This window comes from Mangrovibacterium sp., assembly GCF_041596335.1.
In the GTDB taxonomy this organism is placed as follows: domain Bacteria; phylum Bacteroidota; class Bacteroidia; order Bacteroidales; family Prolixibacteraceae; genus Mangrovibacterium.
The window spans coordinates 122220-148415 of sequence record NZ_JBFHIT010000004.1 but is presented as its reverse complement, the minus strand read 5'-3'; the positions used below and the strand labels follow the sequence as shown (position 1 = coordinate 148415).

The 26196-nt window shown below is 44.4% G+C and carries 14 protein-coding genes; all 14 read right to left on the bottom strand.

Going from position 1 to position 26196, the window contains the following annotated elements; genetic code table 11:
• Nucleotides 1-5 precede the first annotated feature (5 nt).
• Nucleotides 6-1412: a sulfatase-like hydrolase/transferase gene (locus ABZD21_RS02970; RefSeq protein WP_372772799.1), complete on the bottom strand. Its 1407-nt coding sequence runs from the start codon at nt 1410-1412 to the stop codon at nt 6-8.
• Nucleotides 1405-4536 carry a glycoside hydrolase family 2 TIM barrel-domain containing protein gene (locus ABZD21_RS02965; RefSeq protein ID WP_372772797.1) on the bottom strand — a complete coding sequence of 1044 codons (3132 nt, stop codon included), beginning with the start codon at nt 4534-4536 and terminating at the stop codon, nt 1405-1407. Before ABZD21_RS02965 ends, ABZD21_RS02970 begins: the two co-directional genes overlap by 8 nt.
• 25 nt (nt 4537-4561) lie before the next feature.
• The gene (locus tag ABZD21_RS02960) at nt 4562-6136 is read right to left on the bottom strand and encodes a T9SS type A sorting domain-containing protein (RefSeq protein WP_372772795.1); all 1575 of its coding nucleotides are present in this window, start codon (nt 6134-6136) and stop codon (nt 4562-4564) included.
• Nucleotides 6137-6218: 82 nt separating this feature from the next.
• Nucleotides 6219-7700, bottom strand: coding sequence for a sialate O-acetylesterase (locus ABZD21_RS02955; RefSeq protein WP_372772794.1), 1482 nt, complete (start codon nt 7698-7700; stop codon nt 6219-6221).
• Nucleotides 7697-8815, bottom strand: coding sequence for an alpha-L-fucosidase (locus ABZD21_RS02950; protein ID WP_372772793.1), 1119 nt, complete (start codon nt 8813-8815; stop codon nt 7697-7699). The genes ABZD21_RS02955 and ABZD21_RS02950 overlap by 4 nt, the downstream gene beginning before the upstream one ends.
• A 99-nt stretch (nt 8816-8914) precedes the next feature.
• Nucleotides 8915-11077: a hypothetical protein gene (locus ABZD21_RS02945; RefSeq protein WP_372772791.1), complete on the bottom strand. Its 2163-nt coding sequence runs from the start codon at nt 11075-11077 to the stop codon at nt 8915-8917.
• A gap of 58 nt (nt 11078-11135) precedes the next feature.
• Nucleotides 11136-12506: an alpha-L-fucosidase gene (locus ABZD21_RS02940; protein WP_372772790.1), complete on the bottom strand. Its 1371-nt coding sequence runs from the start codon at nt 12504-12506 to the stop codon at nt 11136-11138.
• Between the two features lie 97 nt (nt 12507-12603).
• Nucleotides 12604-14031, bottom strand: coding sequence for an arylsulfatase (locus tag ABZD21_RS02935; protein ID WP_372772789.1), 1428 nt, complete (start codon nt 14029-14031; stop codon nt 12604-12606).
• 8 nt (nt 14032-14039) lie between these two features.
• Entirely contained in the window at nt 14040-17096 is a 3057-nt protein-coding gene (locus tag ABZD21_RS02930) for a sugar-binding domain-containing protein (protein WP_372772788.1), read from the bottom strand.
• Between the two features lie 44 nt (nt 17097-17140).
• Nucleotides 17141-18613 (bottom strand): sulfatase, encoded by a 1473-nt coding sequence (locus tag ABZD21_RS02925; RefSeq protein WP_372772786.1) that lies wholly within the window; start codon nt 18611-18613, stop codon nt 17141-17143.
• Between the two features lie 68 nt (nt 18614-18681).
• On the bottom strand, nt 18682-20157 hold the full coding sequence (locus tag ABZD21_RS02920; protein ID WP_372772785.1) for an arylsulfatase: 1476 nt from the start codon (nt 20155-20157) through the stop codon (nt 18682-18684).
• 81 nt (nt 20158-20238) lie between these two features.
• On the bottom strand, nt 20239-21147 hold the full coding sequence (locus tag ABZD21_RS02915) for a hypothetical protein (protein ID WP_372772783.1): 909 nt from the start codon (nt 21145-21147) through the stop codon (nt 20239-20241).
• Between the two features lie 42 nt (nt 21148-21189).
• Complete coding sequence (locus tag ABZD21_RS02910; protein WP_372772782.1) at nt 21190-23064, bottom strand: RagB/SusD family nutrient uptake outer membrane protein; 1875 nt, start codon at nt 23062-23064, stop codon at nt 21190-21192.
• Nucleotides 23065-23092: 28 nt separating this feature from the next.
• Nucleotides 23093-26155, bottom strand: coding sequence for a SusC/RagA family TonB-linked outer membrane protein (locus ABZD21_RS02905; protein ID WP_372772781.1), 3063 nt, complete (start codon nt 26153-26155; stop codon nt 23093-23095).
• Between the last annotated feature and the right edge of the window lie 41 nt (nt 26156-26196).

Sequence of the window (26196 nt, the reverse complement as noted above, 5' to 3'; positions counted from 1 at the left end):
GTCAACTACTTATTTTCGGGTTGAGTTAGCAAATAGCTTCTGTCGTACAATTGAAGTTGACGTTTCTTCCAAACGGCACCTTCAAGAAATACAGGATGAGGTTGAGCCACATCCCAGTGGCCCAGTTTTTTCAACAAAGATTCTGTAATGTCGATGTTTTGCAGTGCCACATTGTTCTGTTCCGAAATATCCGTTGAAAGGTCGAAAAGCAACGGCAAACGGTCGGGCAAACGAACTAACTTCCAGTTTCCCTCGCGAATGGCAGCGCTGATGGTGAAGCGCCAATTGATGGTTTGGTGAGGTTGGCCGCTTTTTTCATTCAACAAAAACGGCATAAGATTTACACCATCAAACTGAACGTTTTCGGTTACCGTTCCTCCGGCCAGTTCAAAAAAGCTGGCCGCCAGATCGAGCGACCACACCGGATTTTCGTAGCTCGTACCGGCAGGCAATTCGCCTTTCCATTGCATAATAAACGGAACATGAATGCCACCTTCGAGCAGGATTCCTTTTTGGCCGTTAAACGGCGCGTTGATCGATTCATTCTGATCGCAGGGGCCACCATTGTCGCTTAGGAAAACCACCAGGGTATTTTCAGCTAATCCTTGTTCATTCAGTGCTTGCATGATGCGGCCAACATTTACATCCAGCCGATGAACCATCGCACAATAGTTTCGTCGTTTAGCCTCTTTTATATGGTCGAAAAGACGCAAATCGTCCGCAGTTGCCTGCATTGGAGCGTGGGGAGCATTAAAGGAAGCAAGTAAAAAAAACGGCTCCTTTTTATGCCTTTCTATAAATTGAATACATTCGCTTCCCTTGTCGTCGGTGATGTAAGTTAGTGGCTCGGGCGTTTTATAATTACACTCAATCGGGCACTCGTAGCCCTCACCATCCGGCTTCGACACAAAATAGTCGTGCCCGCCACCGGTGTATCCCCAATATTCGTCGAACCCTCTTTTTAGTGGGTGAAATTGAGCCCGATTGCCCAAATGCCATTTTCCGATCAGTCCGGTTGTGTATCCTAAACTTTTGAGCCGGCTTGCAATTGTTGTTTCTGTGAGTGGAAGACCATTGTATTGTTCATCAAAACCGGGTTGAACTTCGGCCAAATTATTGTCGTGCCCAAAGCTAACCTGATTTCTGCCGGTGATAATTCCGGCACGCGAGGGGCTGCAAACCGGGCCCGAGACATAGCCATTGGTAAAGTTCACTCCTTGCTGAGCCAGGCGATCGATGTTAGGCGTAGGAATTTGGGAGCTTCCGTTTAAGCTCAAATCGCCAAAGCCCAAATCATCGGCTAAAATGATTATAAAATTGGGCTTTGGTTGTTGGGCTTTGGTTGTTGTGACTGAAGCTACAATCACAACAACCAATAGAATTATATATTTTTCAATCCTCATTTTATTCATTCACACGATAGGGTTGAATGGTATAACCATAGCTATATTCATGTGGTAAAAGCTGATAAATTAAATGTGGTTCGTCGCCCCAGCTGTTATCGCCACCAACACCCATCATTCCGTAGTCGATGTTCAGATAGATTTCACCGCGCTTTTTAAGGTCGAACTGGTGCTGCATATAGTCTTTTTTATCCACCTCGTTGTTGTAGTCGCTTTTCTTATAATACTGCGCGCCAAAACACAAAACATCATCGCCGGTTATCGTCATTCCAACTTTATCGTTCTGGAATTTCACCCAGCGAACATCAGTACGATATCCGTTTTCCTGCGGGCGGATGTAGGGGAAATAAAGGCCATCAACCGTATTTTCGTAGATACCTACGAATGCGGACGATTTACGGTCAACATAGTTTTCCCATGGGCCGCGTCCGTACCACTCCACATTTTTTAGCGAGGCATCGATTACCAGTTCGTTACCAACTCGCGGAATGTTTGGCTTTTTCACGTTCGGCGCATGTACGATTGAATTTTTCACTTCGATAACTCCAGAAGCAAGAACATGATATTCGGTGAAATACGTCAGGTTGACTTTAGGCAATTGCTTTTCAATTTTCACAATCACTTTTCCTGCAGCAACTTTCTCCACCTCAAATTTTTCAACGGTTGAATTCTCATTGGCAACTTTCCAAACTCCCCGGTTCTTCACCATGCCATAACCGTAGTCGTTGTCGGTTGGCACACGCCAGAAATCAGGTTTTGGGCCTTGCGAAATCAACGTCTGTTCCTGAAATCTTAAGTGTTGAATCGTTCCTTCCGCCTTGCTGAACGTCACCATCGTTTCGCCGGCTATTATCGAAATCTCCGAATCGTTTTCGGTTACTTGCAATTCGCCCGCGTTTTCACCGGCCGGTTTTGCTTTGCCGGTTTTCAACAGAACTTGTTCGGCAGCAACTATATGTCCGGTGGGCAGCAAGTCGCTCGCTTCTTTTTGTTTGAAATAGAAATTGACGAAATACTCGCGTCCGTCATTTTTAACGGCACTCAGGGCAATCTCAACATCCTTTTTCGTTTGCGGCTCAACACTCAACGAACCAACTACTTTTGTTTCAATTATTTTACCATCAGCCAGAATTTCGTAGCTGAAATCGTATTCGTTCAGGTTTGAAAAGAAGAATTTATTGTGAATTGCGAAAAGGCCTTTTTCGACATCGACTGCTGCCACACTTACATTCTGATACACTTTTTTCACCTCGTAAATGTGCGGATTTGGCTTGCGATCGGGGCCAACCAACCCGTTTAAGCAGAAGTTGTTGTCGTTGCGCGAACCTTCAGGTTCCAAATCGCCACCATAGGCATAATAGTCTTCGCCGGCATCATTTTTGGCAGCAATTCCCTGGTCAACCCAGTCCCAGATAAAACCACCCTGAAGGGCCGGATATTTCTCGATCGTTTCCCAGTAATCTTTCAAATTACCGACACTATTTCCCATGGCATGAGCGTATTCGCACAAGATTGCAGGGCGATAAATTCCGGGTTGCAGCGCGTAGTTTTCCAGTTCCCACTTGGTAGCATACATGGGGCAAAAAATGTCGGTATGATTTCGCAAACTGGCTTGTTCAAACTGAACCGGACGGTAATCGTTGGCCTTCAACCAGGCATACCCGGCTTCAAAATTACAACCATCACCCGCTTCGTTTCCGAGTGACCAAACAATGACCGAAGGATGGTTTTTATCGCGCTGATACATGCGTTTTATCCGGTCGAGGTGGGTGAGCTCCCATTCGGGCAGATCGGCAATATGAGGCAATTTATATGGTGCTTGCTGAGCCGCTCCCATTCCGTGCGACTCAATATTCGCTTCGTTGCAAATATAAATTCCGTACTGGTCGCAAAGCTGATAAAAATAGGGATCGGACGGATAATGGCAGGTGCGAACCGAGTTGATGTTGAACTGTTTCATCAGTCGAATGTCTTCTTCCATTCGTTCGCGAGTGATGTAGTGCCCGGTAATTGGGTCGTGCTCGTGACGGTTGACACCTTTCACCAAAACAGCTTTACCGTTTACCAACAACTGACCGTTTTTGATTTCAGATGTGCGGAATCCCACTTTCGAGCTGTGCACTTCCAATGTTTCACCCTTTTTGTTTTTTAGGGTGATGAATAAATCATAAAGGTTTGGATGCTCTGCCGACCATTTCTTAACGTTTGCAATTTCGGCGTTAACCGAACCGACACCTTTCCCATCTTTCAACTTTAAAACAACGATGCCTCCAAACTCTTCCGTTTCATTCTTCAGCAAGTAGTCGACACTTACCGTTTCAGTTTTCCCTGCCGCTGATTCAATTTCAGTTTCGAGATTAAAAACGCCATTGGTATACTTTTCATCGAGCGAGGCGATAACTTTATAGTCGCGAACCCGAACAGCCGGCGTCGAATACAGGTAAACATCGCGTTCGATACCACTAATTCGCCAAAAGTCCTGACACTCGAGAAACGAGCCATCCGACCAGCGATAAACCTCAACAGCAAGCGTGTTTTTACCTGCCTTCAAGTATTTCGAGATATTCCACTCTGCAGGTGTTTTTGAGCCCTGACTGTATCCCACTTTTTCGCCATTCACCCAAATGTACATAGCCGATTTTACCGCACCAAAATGAATAAATACCTGACGGTTTTCCCATCCTTCGGGAACCGTGAAGGTTTGGCGGTATGATCCTACCGGATTATAATCATCCGAGATGTAATCCATAAACGGAGGTTCGGGCCGCTTGTTGGGTGAAAAATCGAACGGATGATTCATATACATGGGAATCCCGTGACCCTGCAACTCCCAGTTTCCGGGTACTTTTATGGTTCCCCATTTCGAATCATCGAAATTAGTGGTGTAAAAATCCAAGGGGCGATCTGCCGGTTTACGTACCCAATTAAATTTCCAGTCGCCGTTTAACGATTCATAGAACTTTGATTCCTGTAAGTCGAAAGTGCCTGCAGCCTCCTCATTTTCGAAAGGCACAGAACACACCCGCGGGTCTTCTTTATTAATTCCAACGACTGCAGGATTCTTCCAATCTTGAGCATTTAGATTAGAAAAGAACAGCATGCAGATCAGTAAAATAGTTCCAATTTTAGCCATGATTAATACGTTTTATTCGCTGTATTTATTCAATAATTATTTTTTGACTCAGTTGTTTGTCCTGCATTGTGAGCTGAACGATGTACACTCCCGGAGTTAAGCCGGCAACACTAATTTCGTTTGTATCGACCTCAATATTTTGAGCCATTTTACCATTCAAATTAAAAATACGAGGTTGCGACGACTGGTAGTCCGGATGTAAGTAGACCTTGCCATTTTTCACCCGGGTTGGAAAAACGATATAGTCGTTTTTCTCAATATCAATTGACGAAGTTGTTGTTCCCACATTAAAAATGAAGCAGTTCAAGCTTTGCGAAGCAATATCGGTCTGAAACGCATTGGTTTGCGCAGAGACATTTTCAGAAGAACCCGTTATTGGGCTGTTAGCGGTCCAGTAGGTTTTACTGACTTCACCGGCAATCTTATCGTTTGAAATTGAAACAGGAACAGCACTGTAGTCAATTGTACCATTGTTGATTACCCACACTACGACTTTATCGTCCAGTCGGAAGGCCATAGTGTACACATCAGACATCGAGTTCACAGAGGAAGTTATATATCTGCTGTCCAATATGTTATTCGCGAACTGTTTCATGATGTAGTAGCCACGCATTGGGGCACCTGTGCCACCCCATGGGAAATAGATGGCTCGGGTTTCTTTGTTTATACCTCGCGACCAGATTTCGAAAAATATTTCTCCCTTTAAACCCGATTTATACATCACACATTTTTCGACATAGGCAGCCAATGGTGAAGTAATCTCCGGTTCAACACCTGATGTTGGACCTCCATAGCCACCGCCGGTTTCGTCGTCATAAGCCGCTTTGCCTAAATTTGTAGAGGCGGTAATAAACGCACTCCACTTTGTTTCATCTTCTTTTTGATAATTGTGCGTACAAAACGCGTAATAAAGGTCTTTAGATCCCAGCGTCGCAATGTCGGCCAGTTGCTTGATCCCCTGACTTAAACTCCAGTAGCCCTGATCGATAATGAGTGGTTTTTCAATTTGGCGGGCATCCAGTTCGCTGTTCAGTTTCAGGATTACTTCTTTTGCAACCGCAGCAGTTACGTAACTACTCCACTCTTTTACAATTGACAAGTACGAAATAGGCAAACCTTGCTGGCTCATGTACTCCACATAATCGGCCAGAAAAATGCCATATTTATCGGTATCAATTGCTTTGGTTTTGTAGTTGCAAAACCAATCGGGAAGATTATTATTGTCGCCATACCCGTCGTAATCGGTTCGGGGGGTCGCAAAAAACCTGATCGCCGGATTGCTTTCCTTGACCATTTTCATGGACAGGATTTGCTTGGCATAGAAATCCCAATTTTTGGTGCCTTCCTCCAGTTCCTGATTTTTATCGAACTGCACCCGGCAAACATTAAAAGCGATGTCTTTAAATGCCCAGTCTACTATTTCTTCTTTATTCTTAGCACTTTGAATGGCATTTGAGCTTCGTTCCATATCGCCGCCCATCATGTCGATGGTCTGTTTATAGTCAGTCGCATCGATCGTCACCGACTGTGCGCCGGCAAGCATCGGGAACATAAAAGCGATGTAAATCCAGCTTAAGTATTTAGGTTGAAGTATTTTCATCTCGGTTCTTGTTTTTTCATTCTTCCCTGAATTCAATTCCGACACTTACCGTGTACATTCGGATTCGAATAAATTAGTTGTTCTATTCGGCCTTAAATTTATCGGTCCGAAACGGACGAGCCGGCAAACCGGCGGCATTGACCAGATTAACATTGGGCATTGCCGAGAAAGCATATCTCACATACGTTGGAGCTGTCAGCTCACTTGAAGTCAAAACCACTTTTTCACCCTTTATTGTAGCTGTGGCACGCACCCATTTTCCGGACACACCGGCCATCCAAAATGCTTTTGGCAAGTCACCATCCGTGGTTTTTAAGCCTTTGGCATTTTCATAGGCAATGACGATTGAGTTCCGCTTAATCGACACTTTTTTCAGCAGCGGACCATCGGACAAGCCTTTGTATCCCAGTGTAGATTTACCCGCCAGCAAGGCCAGACGCTGCCCAACAGGTAATTTATCCTTAGGGTGAATGTTGGTTTTATCTCCCAGGTCGATCGTTGTAGCAATTGCCGTATTAGGCAGTTCCAACGCTTTACATTGCGATTCGCGCATCCACGCCCACGAAAGAGCTTCCGGACTTTCCATTAAGCTGTCGGTTAATTCGAGAGGTTGCAACTGGTTGCCATAGCCCGGCAACATCACGCCCAGAAAATGCAAATCAGGTTGATTCCACTCGTTTCGCATACGCTCGATCCACAAAGGCAACGTTTCGCCATACTGCAACATATCATCAATATTTTTGGCATTGGCTTCGCCCTGGTACCAGACGATCCCCCGGCAGGCATAGGGTGCAAAAGGTTTCATCATGGCATTGTAGATGATGTTGGGCTGCGTGCGCAATAAGATATCGCCGGGAGTCGACCGTTGCTCCACCGCCAGGATGCTGTCGATTTTAGCCTTTTTCACCTCGTCGGCATCAAATTCGGCCATTATTTTTTTGAAATGAGGCAGCTTTTCAGTCATATCACGCGGCATCCAGCCTTCGATAGAAGAACTTCCCCAACAGGTTAGAATAATGCCAACCGGAACATCGGCTTCAGCTTCCAGAAAGTAAGCAAACGAAAAAGCGACTGCACTCTCCGGAACTTCATCAACCCATTGGCCATCAATGTATTTTTGCTCTTCGAAAGCAACTGTTCGCTTAAATTTAAACGTGCGAATATTCTTTGCTTTAGCTTCCAGTTCGGCAACTTCGGGAATCCCCTTAAAGCCCATTTGCATATTCGACTGCCCCGAACAGATCCATACGTCACCAATCATTACATCGGTAAATGCCAGCGACTCATCGCCCGAAATCACCGAAAAGCTGAAAGGGCCACCCGCTTTTTGTTTGGGAAGTGTTGCCTTCCATTCGCCAACGGAATTGGTTGGTGCAGTCGCGATGTAGTTTCCCAGCTTTACGGATACTGAAGAACCGGGGACAGCCTCGCCCCACACCTGAATTGGCTGGTCGCGTTGCAATACCATGTGCTCGGTAAACGGCGACCCCAGACGAAGGTTGCCGGCAAACACTTGCGCTACCAGCAATAAAAATACGGCTAAAAGCAGCCCTCTCCTTTTCACGATAATACTCCTTCCCAGCCTTTATTCCTAATTTCCTGACCAACTTCGCGGAGCACTTTTACATCTTCGGGGTGCATTTCGCCCGAAGGAAGCGACCCGGTGTTCAACAAAAGATTCGCCGGATAACTATCCGCTTTTTTCAACATGGCAATCACCTCCTCTTTGGTTTTGTGTTTTCCATCTTGCTCCGAAGCATATCCCCATTTATTACGTTGTAAATGATCGCACAACTCAAGGGGCTTCTCCGGTCGACCATCCGACTCATATTTACGTTCCGGTGCCAAAAAGTCCTCTGTTCCCAACAATCCCTGCTTGTACGACACTAACATGTGTGGCTGCTTGGCATGAATCATATCGTACAACTCCTGACACTTAAACAACGACCGGTCGCCTGACAGCGGCACACCAATACCATCCAGCCAAATAGCACCAACACCGGGAAACATCGTTAGCAATTCGTCGACCTGATTGTACATATACTCGAGATAGACCTCCAGCTTGTTCTCATCGCCATATTTATAGTAAGGCTCCTGTGTGTCGTATTGCGGCCGGGCATTACCACCCCAATCTCCATTGTTGGGCGCATGTGGATGGCGCCAGTCGCGGCCGTGAGAATAATACAGGTACAAGCCCAATCCTTTCTTGTTACATTGCTCGTAAAGCTCTGCAATCAGGTCGCGTTTAGCTGGTGAATTTGTACTTTTAAAATCGGTAAATTTTGTATCCCACAAGCAGAAACTATCGTGGTGACGAGTGGTAATATTGATATATTTCATTTCGGCCTCCAAAGCCAAATCGGTAATGAAATCAGCATCGAATTTTTCGGCGGTAAACTGATCGGCTAACTTTGCATAGTCGGCCACGTGCATTTTATCTGACAATTGCACCCACTCTCCACGTCCGGGGATCGAGTATAAACCGTAATGAATAAACATCCCGTAACGGGCGTTTCTGAACCATTCTATTGCGGCCTTGCGCGGGTCCTGAAGGTAGAGGTCTTTATCATTGTTTAAAAAAGCTGGAATATAAGCTTGCGATTTTCCCATACACCCCGGAAGCAGCAAAGTTCCTGCTCCGGCAGCGGCTACTAATTGTAAAAAGTTTCTTCTATCCATGTCTTATTGATTTTTCTTCTATTTGGTTTAATTCATTTGTATTCGCTTTCAACATGATTCATAGAATCTGAAAACACTCATCATCGGTTGACTTAAATTCTAGAACCCGTTGCAGTAAACCTTACCGCTTGTTCTGATTAGTTTGCCATCAGACTTGCTGTAGCTCACCCGATAAAGAAACAGGCCTCGTTGTTGGCAGGGACTCCAGCCAATTTCCATATTGTTGGATGTAAAGATGTGCTGCCCCTGAATCGTGTATATATCTAACTGATAGCTAATGACATTGGCAACATAGTTCAATGGAAGAAATTGGGCTCCTGAATTTTCCAGCAAACCTGGAAAGATTAATTCTGACACTGCCACCGGTGTTTCGTTAATGGCAGTAACGGTAGATTCATTACCGACCCGACCTTTTTCAATATCAGTAAACGTAAACTTTACGGTATTGTCGACAAGCCCTGTTGACACCATGCGTACTTCTCCCGCTGAATTAACCTGTAAGCGGGGCATCGACGTATTGTCCAAGGTTGTTGACAGGAAAAAGGTATCATCGTCATTTCTAGTCAAACTCCATTTAGCCTGGGTTCCGGTTGAGCTCCGTCCTGTCATGTCTGCAAAATCGCTACGGTCTGTCCTGATTCGGGGATCTGCCACACTTCCGATGCAGTCGATGTAATAGTAACCTTCGTTTGTCGATTCCTTCACTGTCCACTGCACCTGATAATCGGTCGCTGAAGTTGAAGTTGTAAAGGCATTGGTGCCATCGGCTCCCAATCTCAAGTTCCATTCCGGACAATCGATAAAGTATCGGGCGTCAGGATCAGGAAACGAAACATCAGTGTCGTTGACGGAAACATCAAATTCAAGGCTGTTTCCGCAACCACTTTCATCGATAAAAGTAGCAGTGTACACACCTTCATCAGTCTTGTTAACATCAGAAATGGTAATTTGGCGTGAACCGGATGTGTATCCGTTCGGGCCACTCCAGATCCATGAACCGGTAGACGAAGTTTGGGGTCCGAGCTCCAGATAACTTCCCTCATCCAAATTTAATGTTGTCCCTGTGAACCAGTTCTCCTTGTCAATTCGGTAATACGATGTTAATGAAGGAGAATTTGTGCACGATAGTGCCAATGTCATCACCAGGTGATTTATGTCGCCTTCCGGGCTGGTGTACGATGCCACATATTCGCCCGTATTGTTTGCGTCGATATTATCAATTGAAATTTCGCGCGTTGTTGCAGTAAAATCATTCGGCCCGCTCCAACTCCAGGTACCACTTTCAGGCATTGGAGCAAAGTTTATTTTACTTCCTGCACTTGCCACAACACTGGTTTTTTCGACCCAGTCACCACCGTCAATTTGAGATCCCGGTGTGAGAGCTGGCATGTTCTTCAGATAAATTGCCATGTGTTCTTTCCCTGAATTACCGATTGCACCGGTTGTCAGATCGATGGTGTTCCAAATATTGTACATTACCAACCCATCGACTCCGGCTGCCACAGCTACCTCAAGTCGTGATCCGGTGGTGTAAACATCATTATGGTTTACTTCCGAATCCCAAACAGGCAAGTTTTTTGCTTTGGCAACGGCTATAAAATCATCCCAGTTTTCGTGATTAAAACCCAAATTATGGGTTCCTGCAATCGTTATGTCGTCGGCAATAGTTGTTTCTTCCAATACACGAGTACTTGCCGGAATTCCCCACGCACAGGGTCCAATGAGTTCAGCGCCATTTACCTGACCTTTCAAGCTGGAATAAATAAGATTCATTTGACTTGCACTCCAGGCTCCTCCCGGAGCTCCGTCCTCATTGAAGGGATTGATCCATTTGCAAGAATATTCCGCTGCAAAGTCCTTTATCCTGTTGATTAGAACAGCTGTTTTCTCGCTATCATCCTTTACTGAACTGAGGTCTCCATTCAAAATACCAATCGCTATTCGCTGTCCTCCACTGGATTGAGCCGGATTGGCAAAAATTGGAAATCCTTCGGCCACCGCCAGACTATAGAAATAATCGAACATGGGTTTATTGGGATCCATTCCTTCTGCAAAAATTGGGACCCGTATGCCATTCACGCCCAAATTCTTCAAGCCTTTTATTAGGTTTTGGGCCTGCTCCTGTGTTGTTATTTTATCTTGAATGAAAGCCTGTTTTACGTCGCCCAGTACATAATCCATATCGTTCGTATAGATTGTAGTTTGAGCATTGGCGCTTAAAAAGAATACAGTGGCAAAAATGATTGAAATAATTCGGTTCATTCTTTATTCGTTTGATATTGGTATCTATTCGAAAAAGTTAGGTTGAAACGCGTTACGATTAGTCGTTTAAAAACAGCTCGATAACCGGAATTTCAACGTTTGGTTTATTAACCGGCAAAATCAGATTCAACGCTTTAGCATCTAATTCGTCTTTGCCCCATGCGCCGTGGCGTTTACCTACTTTAATCTCTGAACCATCATGTAAAAACTGTGCATATTTCACTTTATCAGCAAAACCCGGCATCACAAAATTCTGTAACGGATAGTCTAACAAATGAACATAAAGACGATTCGTTTTCGGATTGTAAGTGAGTAACGAATTAGCCGGAGTCTGAAGAACGTCCGGAGCTTGTGTACACCCATAAATGGCGCGACTATTAAATTTCATCCACTCTCCCATCCCTTCAAGACGCTCGTCAGCGCGGTAATCAAACATCCCACGTGCAGTAGGGCCTACATTCAGCAATACATTTCCACCTTTGCTCACCGATTCAATCAGCAATGTCAACAGTTGCTTATTATCCTTCCAGGTGTTTTCGTCGCGATGGTAGCCCCACGAACCGGAAAAAGTCTGGCAGGTTTCCCAAGGAATACGAACGCCGTTTTCTTCGGGCCACTTATCCACTTTGAACTGCTCGGGAGTTGTAAAATCCCATCCCCCCTGGTAGTCTTTCAAGTCCAGGCGGTCGTTTACCAAAATTCCGGGTTGAAGTTTGCGAACCATCTTCAGCAACTCAACCGATCCCCAGTCGTCTTTATCTTTTCCGAACTCGCCCGGATAGGAGAAATCCAACCAAAGAATATCTACTTTCCCGTAATTGGTAAGCAATTCTTCAACCTGATTTTTCATGTACTGCCGATAAATTCCCATATCACGATCCTTGTTCAGCTCGTTATATTCTTCTTTCGATTTCGCGCTCTGCGGGTGACGGCTATCAATGGTAAACTCAGGATGGTGCCAATCGATGATTGAATAATAGAATCCAATACCCAACCCTTCGGCACGGAAAGCATCAACCCATTCTTTCAGAATATCCTTTCCATACGGGGTATTCATAATATCATAATCAGTTTGCTTTGAATCGAACATACAGAAGCCTTCGTGGTGCTTGGTGGTGATCACAGCATATTTCATCCCTGCAGCTTTTGCTTTTTTAGCCCACTCTGTTGGATTGAAAAGATCCGGATTGAACATCTCGAAATATTTTTGATAATCCTGATCAGATATCCGTTCCCTTTTCTTCACCCACTCGTGGCGGGCCGGTTGCGCATATAATCCCCAATGAATAAACATACCAAAACGAGCTTCGGTCCACCAAGCCATCCGTTCTGTTTTTTCCTCTTCAGTTTCGTTCCATATTTTCTTTTGCTGCGCATTGGTCCTTGTGAAAAGCAGGCCTATTAGGCAAAGTACAAGTAGTTTTTTCATTGGATTTTATTTTTATAAGTTATTGATTATAATCTCGTTATAATTCAGCCATATTATATCACAGCCAGGCAATTGACTATTCGCCCACCATGTCGGTTTAGTTATTCTTTCTCCTTTTAATCGCCAGCTCCCTTGTTTGCAATGGGAACTCATCATGATCAGTTCTTGCGCTGTTCAATAGTTCAAGCATCTCCTTTAGCTTTTCAGGTTCTTGCTGTGAAAGGTTTACAGATTCGCTTATATCTGTCGAAAGGTTATATAACTCAGGGGCACTTTCGAGCCTCCACACCAACTTCCAGTCATTTTTTCGGATAGCCTGAATGGGGCCATGCATTTCGTTGAACTCCCAGTATAAGTATTCGTGCGTTTGCTGCTTGGCATGATCTCCCATAAATTCCGGAACCATTGAAATTCCATTGATGTCCGTATTTGAAGGCGCAACACCGGCCAATTCGCAGGCTGTTGGCAGAAAATCCCAAAACGCGGAAATGAGCGTACTGGTAGAACCGGCCGGAATTTTTCCGGGATACCGGGCAATAAACGGAACGCGTATGCCGCCCTCGTATAATTCGCGTTTGCCACCCCGTAATTCGCCGTTGCTGTTAAAAAATTTATCTTGTTTTTCGTATTCCGGGCCATTATCACTGGTAAAAATCACAATCGTGTTGTCGTCAATTCCAAGCTCTTTAAGCTTAGCAAACAGCCGTCCTAGATCTTTGTCCATACGCGAAATCATCCCCGCGTAGGTTGTGTTTCCTTCCTCGTCGTTTTTGTAATGGCCGGTAGTATTCATTTTTCGTTTAGGCCATCCCAAATCCAGGTAGGGTTCTTTCGACTCTTCGGGAACGGTTAATTCCAAATGCGGAATGGTTAGTGCCAAATACAGGAAGAATGGGTGATCCTTTTCCCGTTCAACATAGCTAAGAGCCTCGTTAACAAATATGTCGTGGGTATATTTCCCCTGCTTCAGTTCAAATTTGTTGCCTTCGAGAATAAAAGGCTCGTTGTTGCGATAAAGTGTATCCCAATAGTAGTGATGGGCTTCTCCGTGAGTTTTGTATCCCAGGAAATAGTCAAAGCCATGGTTTGATGGCATGTTCCCCTCGGCTTTTCCTTCCGAAAGTCCCCATTTCCCGATTATAGCCGTGTTGTAGCCAGCACCTTTGAGTTCATTGGCTACCGTTAGTTCGTTTGCTTTAAGGTTAACCGGAGCGCCACTTTGTGTCCAAGCAGGATTCCCCCGCACCGAAGCATGTCCCTGATCGTAGCCGGTTAACAAACTTGCCCGGGATGGCATACAAACGGTTGAACCTGAATAGTGATTGGTGAAGATCACTCCTTCGGCCGCCATCTGATCCAAATTTGGAGTGCGGGTATTTGTTTGGCCGTAACAACCTAAATCGCCATACCCCAAATCGTCGGCCATTATAAAAATGATGTTGGGCTTCTCCTTCTGTGCTGAAGTTCCGGCAGCACCAATTAAAATTGCTGATAGAGCGAGAAACGATCTTTTTACCGTATTCATATCGAAATTTAGTCTACTTGAATCATTAAAATATTCGGAGCACTTTCTCCGGTCGTATGCAGTTCAATATAATTTGCGCCTGCTTTCAGGCTTTGAACGGTCGTTACTTGTTGCCAATCAGAGCTCCAGGAACCAGTCGGCTTAAAGCTGAGTGTCGCAACTTTTTTAGTATTGATAATCAGATCCATTGGGCGCATTGATTGCGGATCCATATTCGCATAGCTTAGTTTTAGGGTGAAAAGTCCGGCACTGCCGTCATTTTCCTGATACCAGATAATTTTGCCTTCGCCACTTTTAAAGTCGAGGTATTTTTCATCATTTGTACCTTCTACAGAAGCTCCTGTAAAGTCGGCATCAACAGCCCGCATTCCCGCCGCACGATCGTTTGCAGTTCGGGCGCTTTTTTCTTCCTCCCAGCAAAGTCCCAAATCCTTATCAAACCGCTCGGTCATCGTCAGGATTATTTCACCATTTTGCACAACAATTGCCTTCACCGTTGTTCCCAATTCTACCGTAAAAGGCCCACTGTATAACTTGCTTTTTGTTGTCGCGTCTGTGCCATCCACCGTGTAGAATATTTGTACAAGTTCGGTATTGGGATCACCAACCAGCGTTAGTTTTTTAACATCAATGAATACCTTATTTGAAGTGATGAACTGTTTTTCTCCGAGAATAGCACCGGCTGTAATGCCAACGTTTTGAGCTTTTTCTCCCAATTTCAGGAAGGTTCTTGTTAAGCCCATAAAAGCTTTGCGGTAATTCACGCCGACATTCGGTGTGGTGTCAACTGGGTCGCCATTTTCCAGCGAAATTAGTTTAGCATTTCCGTCAATATGGTAATAAATCGTGTTTTCGCCATAGGGATAAACTACGCCGGCAGCATCGGTCACCGCAGTGGTAACAATGGCTGTGTTATCCTTTAAAATATTGAAATGAACAGAATCGTTCGTCAGCTGAATTCCGGCAGGGCTGCCAGCAGTGCGGTGCACCATACGTACAACTTCATTCCCATTTTTGAAGCCTATGGCCTCAATTGTTCCGGCTTCCCAGGGAACCATCCATTCGCATTGCATTTCGTCCCATTTCGTGCCCGGTTTGTCTTTCCCCATTGATTCTCCGTTCAGAAACAACTCCACTTCGTCGCAATTCGAATACACCCAAACCGGAATTTCGGTTCCTTCTTTAAGCGTTGGGTGAGTCCAGTGCGGCAGAATATGAACCATCGGTTTTTCGGTCCATTGGCTTTGGTAGAAATAAAACAGATCTTTTTCAAAGCCGGCAACATCAAGCGCTCCACCCATGAATAAGCGGAACGGCCATCCACCATGCACATATCCGGCTTCGCCGAAATAGTCGAACCCTGTCCATCGGAAATGCCCGCTGTACCAAGGTAGGTCGCGCATCAACTCCCAATTTTTACGAGCCGAAATACGAACCGTAGCATTATCATACGACGAATTGAAATGTTGTTTTCCGTTCACCCACTTATCCTGCGCAGCCCATTCGTATTGAAAGACTTCCGTTTCGGTAAGGTCAGGCAGCTCAAACGGTTGTTGTCCTTTATTGGGGTAGCCATCGCGAAACCAGGTTTTTGTACGGTAATAACCACGAGTTTGCCAGGTATGCGGTGCCTCTGTTGCAACAAAGGGTTTATCCGGTCTTTCTTTACTATAAAACCCTTGCTTTTCGCTTCCCCCGTTTACACCAAAAACATCCATAAACTCGGAGGCACTATGACCGGAAGTAACCAAACGGGTAGGATCCAATTGGTGACATTTCGCAACCAGACTTTCGGCAATCTCGCCATCGGTTTCGTTACCTACGCTGTAAATGATTATTGAAGAATAATTCCGGTTTCGCTTTATCCATTCCGTCAAATCCGCTTCCCACCATTCATCAAAGGCCTGAGCACCGTAGTCCATTTTTGCTTTCCGTTTCCATCCGTCAAAAATTTCATCCATTACAAGAAATCCCATTTCGTCGCATAGCTCGTAAAACATGGGAGGTGCCGGATTATGAGCCGTTCGAATGGCATTTACACCCATTTCTTTCAGCAAGGCCAACTTCCACCTTAAAAGAGGTTTTGTCCACGCCCCGCCAACCGGGCCACCTTCGTAGTGTTCGCAAACGCCCAGCAACTTAGTTTGTTCCCCGTTTAGCCAAAAGCCGGAGTCGGTTTTCCATTCAATCTGTCTGATTCCGTATTTCGTTTCAACCACATCAAGCAGGTTGCGTCCTTCCCACAAGCGACTCGTAATTATGTACAAATAAGGTGTTTCAGGACTCCACAAGTTTGGGTTCTCCAGCGAGAGCTCCTGAACAGACTGACATACGGTATCATTTTCCCAGTTTAAAGTGGCGCGTGAAACGTCGAGCGTTTTACCCGACGGGTTGGTGATCGTGGTCTCTAAACTTAATTTTTTCTTTTTTGATGAGCTACTCAATAGCTCGGTCGCTATTTTCAGATTCGCTTTTTGGGATGTGGCAATTGGTGAAGTGATCGCGATACCATTGGGTGCAATCCGATGATTGCCGGTAGCCACTAAGCGAACAGGCGCATAAATACCGCACGGATGATACCATCGGGCGGAGGGTTCTTTGGAATTGTCGACTCGCACCGCGATGCAGTTGTTGCCCGAAATGAGGTAGTCCGATAAATCGTAACGAAATGAAATGTAACCATAAGGTCGTTTGCCCAGATAGTGACCGTTAATCCACACTTCGCTGTTCATGTACACGCCATCGAATTCAATCGTCACAAGTTTGCTGAGCCATTCGGCGGGAACATCGAAGCTTTTTCGGTACCATCCAATTCCACCATCAAAATATCCGCCCTGCTCACTTTGCGCACCATCTTTCGAAACACCTCCCTCGTGTGCCCAATCATGCGGAATAGAGAGGTTCTTCCAACCGGTGTCATCAAAATCCACTTTTGAAGCAGTTGGCAAATCTTGCAAACTAAACCTCCACCCAGCATTGAAATCAATGCTCATTCGTTGTGCATAGAGGGCATGGCCTACCAACAAATTTGCCGCGAATACCAATATGATCGTCAATCTTTTCATTTACATCGGGTTTATTCTTCCGTCACCTGCTTCGCCAACCGCAATTATGGAAGATCGTTTAATTCAGTTCTGTATTTTGAAATTTGTTCCTGATTCCAGTGCGAATCGAAATCGGGATTTAGCTGATTTGGTATTGGCGCATTTGTCTCTTCGCACCAATTATCCATCAATATTTTTAGTTCATCCGCTTTTCCAGGATGCTCATTTACAAGGTTTTCCTTTTCTCCCGAATCTGTTTTCAGGTTATACAGCTCATAATCGTCATCTTCATAAAAATGAAGCAATTTCCAATCGCCATATCGCACCGATGTGCCCGGCCGTGTTCGGAATAAGGGGTCCCGGTTACAGCCCGATGTTTTTGAATATGCCTGCAGATAAACCGGGAAGTGAAAAAAGATCGGGCGTTCATCCAACTCTTCGCCATCAATCAGCAAGTTTTTAAGGCTTGTTCCATCCATGGGCTGGTTGCCCGGAATGTCGGCGCCAATGATGTCCTTAAACGTTGGAAAGAAGTCCAAATGAACAACCGGAACATCGGTTATCCGGTGAGAGATCATTCCCGGCCAGCGGACAATGAGAGGCACCCGGATGCCTCCTTCGTAATACGACCCTTTGCCAGCGCGCAGAGGCGTTTGTTTGCTAACTGCAAAAATTCCCCCATTATCGGAGGTAAATACCAAAAGGGTATTTGAAAGCTCTAATTCATCCAGCTTATCCAGCACTCTGCCGACATTAAAATCCATGGTTTCAATCATGGCTGCATAATCCGGTCGGTTATGATTGTTGTTGCCCGCTTTTTGCCGGTACTTTTCTACGATAGCCTGCTTGCCCTGAATTGGCGTATGCACGGTATAAAAGGGCAGGTACAAAAAAAACGGGTTATTTTTATTGTTCTCGATAAACGTAATGGCCTCACCGGTAATACGGTCGGTCAGGTATTCACCTTCGGGGGCCTCAATTTCAGGATAGACATAGGGCGCGAAATAGCTTTTTGGATGCCCCCAGCGACCTCCACCTATATTCACATCAAATCCCTGCGTACCAGGATCTTCGCCAATATGCCATTTACCAAAGTGTCCGGTTACATAGCCGGCATCTTTAAACATTTCGGCCAGGGTATAAACACTATCGTTTATAAAATCGGTGTTTTCAATTGGAATTAGTTTTCTGCTCTTCGCGTTTCCCCTGTCGGATGGAGAAACGGTATAAACGCCGGTTCGGGGAGCACTCATCCCGGACATTAAAGCAGCACGGCTTGGAGCGCAATTAGCAGCACCGGCATAGGCGTTCGTAAACACCATGCCGTTGCCTGCCAACCGAGCAATATTGGGTGTTTCATAGTAGTTGCTTCCCATATACCCCAGGTCGCTCCATCCCAGGTCGTCAACCATAATAAAAACCACATTCGGCTTCTCTGTATTCTTTTTCCGGGTCGACTCAGCTAACTGGCCGCAACCAGAAACGGGCACCAGGAGACCGAACGCAAACAGTTTTAACAGGGATCTACACACTACCATGATTCACAAATTAAACGTATATAGCCAGATATATTTCGCAGCTTTTGCTCGCTATTGCCGGCACAATGCTACATTCCCGACAAGGTTTGCGCTTCAAAAGCAAAGGTTTCAGATTCTGTTCTGGCAGTCTTCATATACTCTTTCATCTTCGCAACAACTTCCGGATGCTCTGCAGCGACATTATTTTCCTCGCCCTCATCAACTAGAAGATTGTATAATTCGAATGGTTTATCCTGCTTTTTCACGTCATAAATAACGCCTTTCCAATCGCCCATTCTAACTGCCAAACGGCCACCCAGCTCATGAAATTCCCAATACAGGAATTCATGTTTTTGCTGCTTTTCGTTTTGTCCCAGAAGCTCCGGCAAAAACGACAGACCATCAGTTGCACTGTCCAGCTCAATTCCCGCGAGTTCGGCACAAGTAGGCATTACGTCCCAAAATGCTGAAACATGATCACTTACTCCCGGCTTAATTTTTCCGGGCCAGTAGGCGATAAAAGGCACACGAATTCCGCCTTCGTACAAGTCTCTTTTGAATCCTTTTAAATTGCCATTGCTATTAAAAAACTCAGGATCGGCTCCACCTTCCTCGTGTGGGCCATTGTCGCTCGAAAACATGACAATCGTATTTTCAGCAATTCCCAATTCTTCCAGTTTTTCTATGATCTGACCGACGTAAGCATCTACTCTGGAGTTCATGGAAGCAAAAGTAGCTCTGGGCTTCGGTTGCGAACAATATTTCCAGATGTTTAGATTAGGGCCGTAGTCGCCGTCGGCCGGCCCTTCGTACGGTGTTTCCTCAAACTTATCGTCGAACTTTTGATAAATTGAATCGTTGGGCGAAATTAACTCAGCATGAGGCAACACAATTGGCACATAAGCAAAGAATGTGTTACTTTTATTTTTCTCAATAAACTCTAATGTTGCCTTCTGAATTTCATCCTGCGCATAGGTAACCGTGCTCTTCCAATCGTTACCGGCCATTTGTACTTTCTCCTGATTATGCCAGAGGTAAGGCGGATAATAGCGATGAGCCATTCGTTGGCAATTGTAACCATAGAACTCATCAAATCCCTGGTTGTTTGGATCTCCTTCAGACCCCGGGAAACCCAAGCCCCATTTTCCAAAAGCACCGGTTGTGTAACCGGCCTGTTTCATCAACTTGGCTATGGTGAGGGTGTTGGCAGGCATCGGATGCTGCCCTTCGGGTTTTACCTCCAAATTGCCCCGAACAGGCGTATGACCTGTATGTTCGCCGGTTAACAACGACGAGCGAGATGGTGCACAAACAGTTGACCCGGCATAGTGCTGGGTAAACCGAATACCATTCGCTGCCATTTTATCGATATTAGGCGTTTGGTATTCTTGCTGTCCGTAGCAGCTCAAATCACCATATCCCATATCATCGGCCAAAATGTAGATGATATTGGGTTTGGAAGATGATAAATCATTTTCTTGATTTCCCTTTGGCGTTGGTTGACAAGCTGAAGCAGCGATTACAACACAAAGGCTCAAAGGCTTAACTAACATATTCTTATCCATGAATCATTGTTTAGGCGGCGATTAAAATGCAGGAGAAAATGAATTTCTCCTGCACCTATAAATCTTAATATTTAGTTCCCATTACCACTCTTCGAATCGAAGATCCAATTCAGGAGCCTGGCGAAGAATTAATGTATCCTTTACCTGATAGGTTGTTCCTGATTTAGTAAGATTTACATCCAGATAGAATGTCGTTTCATCTTCAAGGTAAGTACAATCGTAGCTATTAATCACCACATCAGACGAAGCTAGTTCTACCGAATTATCGCTATTGATTGTTAATTCCATATTACCTGAAATATCGTTTCCGAATTTATCGGCAGAAACTACATTTACGGCTTCAGTTGTTAACTGCTTTACCGCATTTTGACTCAAATTTTCATTGTAAAATAGCGTCGTATCTGTTGGATTGCCATTTATATCCAAAGTATACTGTACTCCTTTAGAGTAATAATATCCTGAATATTGGCTGATATACTTTACAACCAGAATCGTAATATCTTTCGACAATATCGTTGCTGTTTCCAAACCACTTCCGGGAATGCTATCTACTGTGGCATTGGTAATTCGCAACGGAATAGCATAAGTATTTGCAAGTGATAATGGATCGGAGGTAAACGCATCTCTATTCAACGTAACATATACCGTTCGCATATGGTCTTTTATAATATCGAAATTAGACACATTACCCAGTGTGTAATACTCTTCTGGCAAAGCTATAAACCCTGAAGCTTCAGGAATAACATCCAAAAGAGTTGGGTCAACTTCAAAATCCACACTATAACTACCATCGTCGGTACGCATTCCCCCTAAGGCGACTCCCACTTCAAACTGCATCTCATCGCGGGCAACAATTGTACGCAATGGTTTTTGCGTACTAAAATAGGCTGACGTATAGTCGAAATCATTCACATAATCCTCGTATTTTTCACAAGAAACCATTGTGGCGAATAGAAGAAGGGATGCAAATATCAATTTATATGTATTCATAACTCTCTGTATTTAATTGATTTAAATCTATCTAAAGCGATCTTACCACCCTTTGTTATTTTCCAAATAGGGATTTTTAGCCATCTCGTCATATGGTAGCGGGTGGTAGTAATAGCGATCAGAATCAAAGCTGCGTTTTTCTACTTCAATAAAACCGGCCGGGTTTGCCGGATCTGTGCCTTCGAAGGTGTATACTCCTGTTTCATCCTGAGTTACACTCATTCCGCGTACGGTCTCGGCTAACGGAAGCAACCAACGACGCAGGTCGAAATAACGGTGATTCTCGAAAGCAAACTCCAAACGGCGTTCGTTTTGAATTAATGCTCTAAAATCGCTTTTATCTGCCACTTGTGAATCAAGGTATGGATCTGAAGCTCCTAAACCAATTGACTTAGTTCTGGTATTTTTAATAATGTCGTAGGCAGACTGACTACATCCAGGAACAATACCGGTTGGTCCCGCTGCTTCGTTTGAAGCTTCAGCAAGATTGTAGAACGCTTCCGCACCACGAATAATTGGGTAGATATGCTCTGCATTTAATTTCTGATTGATGTCAGAAAGCATAGCAGCCTTATCAGAAATCCACTTGCGCAGGTAGTATCCAGTGCGCGTTCCGCGGTAATCAGCCCCTTCAGAATCTAATCCTTTACGATAAATCACGGTGTCGGAAACGATCGTAATAACTTCGACCATATTACCGAAACCATCATCCACTTCTGTTGTATCAGCGTCCAATACAAAGTATTCTGCAATTGTTTCAGCAGCTTCCATACCTCTACCGCCATCCTCAACAGATACACCATTGTAAATTACAGTATTGCGGAGACGTGGGTCACGACCTGCAAACGGATTCTGAGGATCATAGCCAGAAGCCGGGTCGGCAATCGGATACCCATTGGACATTGGAAATGCGTCAACCAGATTTTGCGAAGGGTTGGTACGACCATCACCCCAAAACGCAGGCGGTAAATTTCTGCTTTCCAACGAGTTATTATTGTGATATCTGCGAAACAGGTAGTCACTGGGAGTCGTTGACAGGTCAGGTGTTGTAACTAAATTGTAAGTAAGTGCACTGTAGCTAATACCAGCCTTATCAATCGCATCCTGGCTTAGTATGGCAGCACGCTCCCATTTTTCCTGAACGTCGACACCTCCATTGTAAGCAGGACTTGCAGCAAAGGTAGCTACGCGGCTCTTCAATACATAAGCAGCTGCAGCTGTGGCACGACCGATATGAGCTTTACCTAAAATTACATCATCTCCGGTATAAGCCATCGGGAGAATAGAGATAGCGCTGTCGCAGTCTTCTAAAATTTGCAGCACACACTCTTCGTAAGTATTACGAGGCATATTCAAAACTTCGTCCTTCTGATCTTCGTCCACAAATTCAGTGACGATTGGATATCCAAGCACCTCACCTGATTCTGTAACACCTCCATAAACTCTGAGCAACTCCATTCCCCAATATGCACGCAGGAAATAAGACTCGCCCATCAATCTGGTGCGTTCTATCGCATCCTTAGCATCATCAGAAATCCACCATTTCACGGTAGCCGTGTCTGCTGATTTTTCCTGAAATAAATGGATCCATTGGAAACTGGAATAAGCAGCATCCCAAATCCCAATCGGGTTACTGGTACTTGACATTTTACCACCTCCAAGGTCGTAAATATTTGAGCTATATTGGTTGGTAACCGCATCGCCCGTAGCTGCATCAAGGAAGTCGCCATCGTAATGATCTATCTGACCGGGAATAGCTCCATAGGCATTCGTTAAAAATCCTTCAACCGGTCCAGGAAGTGTATAAGCGAATTCATCACCATAAGGCGAATCCACTTTAGGATCCAGATAGTCGTCGCAAGCAGCCAACGAGCAAACTAAAGCGAGCGATCCAAGTATATATCTAATCTTTTTCATTTTGTTTTCCTTTTTCAATATTTATCAATTAGAAAGAAATAGACACTCCACCTGTTAACATGCGAATGACAGGATAATTAGACACTCCGGCATTGGGTGCTTCAGGGTCTAAGTCTTTAATGTCAGAAAGCACTAACAGGTTGTTACCCCGCACATAAAACTTCGTTTTCTTTACTGTGCTTCCGGGTGCAAACTCAAGCGTATAGCTAAGTTCCACGTTTTTCAAGCGGAAAAAGTCGCCACGTTGCATCCAGAAATCAGAACTCACGGTATTGTTAGCGCCAGTAGTAGTTGTTAAACCTGGCTGAGTACCATTGGGGTTACGAGAAATATGATAAGCATCATTGGCTAACACGGAGTACTTACTTTCGCCATTGTTGCGGTAGTAAGTATTGCTTAGCGTTTCCATTGAACCCAATGAGGCCGTACCTAAAGCATACAATCCCCAATTTTTATATTTCAATTCTACGTCTAATCCTAAAAAAGTAGTTGGAGTATTCAGGCCAAGCTCTACTTTATCCAGATCATCAATCATACCATCACCGTTCTGATCTTTATAGGCAATATCGCCTTCGCCATAAGGGCCAAACATTTGTGTTGGCGCTCCGGTTATCTCAACATCTTTACCAAATAAGCCTAATGCCTCGTAGCCCATCATCACACTTGTCGGACGACCTTCAGTGGTGCGATCAGCTGAATACGCTACTTCATCTTTTACTTTATAGTTGTTTTTTGAATAAGTAAGATTAGCGCCTACACGGTATGAAAAATCACCGACAGCATTTCTGTAATCGATATCCAACTCGATACCGTTGTTGGCAACTTCTTCATAATTTGTGTAGTATTTGAACGGACCAAACATCGAGGCATATTGCTCATCAACCTGGTCAATCATATCGTAACGGTACTCGTTAAAGTAGTTCACTTCAAAAGACAATTGACGGTTAAAAGCCAACCCTTCAATACCAACGTTGATCTCGCGGGATTTTTCCCACTCTAAATCGGGGTTCCCCCATGAGTCCAGTGAAACTTTACCCGGTGAGTCACCTGAGTTTTTTTCACCGAATGACTGCGAACCATTACCGCTCCAACGGTTTTCATACAGATAATGGGCAGTAGCAACATCGTAACCAAGAATACCGAAGCTGGCTTTTGCTTTTAAATAATCGAACACATCACCAGACATGAATGATTCCTCAGACAAGATCCAGGCGGCACCGATAGCAGGTGACAAGAAATGACGGTTTCCCTCCATGAAACGATTGCTTCCCATGTATGCAAGAGTTCCTTCAAGAATGTACTTATTGTCAATCGCATAATTAGCTCTTAAAAACAGATTGTCGTTTTCAATATTCTGTGATGAACCTGCAACTTCTTTTAGGTAGTAGAAATAGCCAGCGGAGGCATTCAACAATCCTGCTCCAATTTCTTTTTCATAACCAACTTTTGCATTCATTGCAGTTGTTCTAAGCGTACTCTTAGAGTTAAGGTTGTATTGTGTATCAGTTACTCCAGCTCTTGCCAATTGAAAATTGACTAAAGGCGAACCATCTTCAGTAAGTGTAGTATAGTCTGCAACAGGAATATATGTTGCTGCTTTAGGAGCTATTACCTGACTACCGAAGAAGTAATTGTCAAACGAAAGTGAAACGCTGGCCTCAAGACCTTCGGTAAAATCACCAAGATCGAAATTAAAACCAGTGGTCATTTGCTGGTTAATATACTGTTCATTCGTATTACCCTGGTTTTCCATACTAGCCAACAAGTTGGCAGCATACATGTAGCTGGCGCCATAAGCAGGTACTCCGTCTTTAGTTGGCTCAATATACTCTTCGCCAATTAGAAAAGGATATTCATTAGGGCGGTGAGAGCTAAGCGCACTGAAAGTAGATGAATGATCTAAACCACTATATTTCCACGAATCCATAATGGCCGACATATTGATAAAAGAAGAGATGTCGTTTGTAATATCCATATCCAGATTAATCCGAATATTAAATCTGTCCTGGCGAGGATCGGTTCCAACTTTTTGCAAACCGCCGTATCCCATGTATCCGGCCATAAAAGCATATTGGGCATTTTTATTCCCCCCCGACACATTTAAGGTGGCTTTATTGTAGGTGGTATAATCACGCAAGAAATAATCGTAATAATCTGCATTCGGATACAGAAGGTCGTTTTCACCGGTACTGTTTTTATAATTCGCAATATCCTCACTTGTATAACGAGGAGTCAGACCATCATTTGCCCGAGCTTCATTATAAAGAACAGCATACTCAGCTGAATTAAGAAACTTAGGCATGCGCGATGTTAAACCGACTCCAAATTCCACCTTAGAATCAATTACACGTTTGTGCGCTTCTCCTCTGCGTGTGGTTAACAAAATTGCACCATTAGCAGCACGGGAACCATAAAGTATTTTGGCTGTTGCGTCCTTTAAAATTTCGATGGTTTCAACCTCTTCCGGGTTAATGTCGTCAAATCCGCGTTCGATTCCATCTACGATGAAAATTGGTCCGTTCGTATCGTTGCGCGATAATCCCCGCACATATACTGAGGCTGCGTTGTTGGCCATCCCGCCGGCATTCATAATGACATTGAGTCCGGCAGCCATCCCCTGAAGCGAATTCCTCAATAGAGGATCTGCATAGCGTTCCAGATCACGACCTTCAATCTTAGAAACAGCTCCAACTAAACTGCGTTGACTCACCTGGTGCTCCAAAGGCAAATTAACCATGTCGTTAGCTCCCATTTTGACTGGAATCTCGTCCATTAAAATCTTTGCCATAACGGGCTCTTTTGATAAATCCCAGTAGATAGGTGCAAAACCTTCCGCTTCGATTAGTATTACCGTACCTTGTTTGGCTTGTGTAGTGAATTTCCCTTCAGCGTTCGACAGTACGACCACCGCTCCTTCATTCGCATGAACAGTCGCGCCGCTTATAGCATTTCCCGAGGCATCTTCCACAACAGAACTCACCTCTATAAGTTTGGCTTTATTTTTCTGAGCCATTGTACTTCCATACGGAAATACAAGCATCAGAGCTAACAAAACCACATTTAAATATTTTAAAAATCTTTTTGTTTTCATATTATTTAATATTGCATTATTGATAAAGCATTCATTATAAA

What these genes read in the sequence shown, in the direction of transcription:
- ABZD21_RS02970 (WP_372772799.1), bottom strand. Translation starts at nt 1,412, where the DNA reads ATGAATAAAATGAGGATTGAAAAATATATAATTCTATTGGTTGTTGTG.
- ABZD21_RS02965 (WP_372772797.1), bottom strand. Translation starts at nt 4,536, where the DNA reads ATGGCTAAAATTGGAACTATTTTACTGATCTGCATGCTGTTCTTTTCT.
- ABZD21_RS02960 (WP_372772795.1), bottom strand. Translation starts at nt 6,136, where the DNA reads ATGAAAATACTTCAACCTAAATACTTAAGCTGGATTTACATCGCTTTT.
- ABZD21_RS02950 (WP_372772793.1), bottom strand. Translation starts at nt 8,815, where the DNA reads ATGGATAGAAGAAACTTTTTACAATTAGTAGCCGCTGCCGGAGCAGGA.
- ABZD21_RS02945 (WP_372772791.1), bottom strand. Translation starts at nt 11,077, where the DNA reads ATGAACCGAATTATTTCAATCATTTTTGCCACTGTATTCTTTTTAAGC.
- ABZD21_RS02940 (WP_372772790.1), bottom strand. Translation starts at nt 12,506, where the DNA reads ATGAAAAAACTACTTGTACTTTGCCTAATAGGCCTGCTTTTCACAAGG.
- ABZD21_RS02935 (WP_372772789.1), bottom strand. Translation starts at nt 14,031, where the DNA reads ATGAATACGGTAAAAAGATCGTTTCTCGCTCTATCAGCAATTTTAATT.
- ABZD21_RS02930 (WP_372772788.1), bottom strand. Translation starts at nt 17,096, where the DNA reads ATGAAAAGATTGACGATCATATTGGTATTCGCGGCAAATTTGTTGGTA.
- ABZD21_RS02925 (WP_372772786.1), bottom strand. Translation starts at nt 18,613, where the DNA reads ATGGTAGTGTGTAGATCCCTGTTAAAACTGTTTGCGTTCGGTCTCCTG.
- ABZD21_RS02920 (WP_372772785.1), bottom strand. Translation starts at nt 20,157, where the DNA reads ATGGATAAGAATATGTTAGTTAAGCCTTTGAGCCTTTGTGTTGTAATC.
- ABZD21_RS02915 (WP_372772783.1), bottom strand. Translation starts at nt 21,147, where the DNA reads ATGAATACATATAAATTGATATTTGCATCCCTTCTTCTATTCGCCACA.
- ABZD21_RS02910 (WP_372772782.1), bottom strand. Translation starts at nt 23,064, where the DNA reads ATGAAAAAGATTAGATATATACTTGGATCGCTCGCTTTAGTTTGCTCG.
- ABZD21_RS02905 (WP_372772781.1), bottom strand. Translation starts at nt 26,155, where the DNA reads ATGAAAACAAAAAGATTTTTAAAATATTTAAATGTGGTTTTGTTAGCT.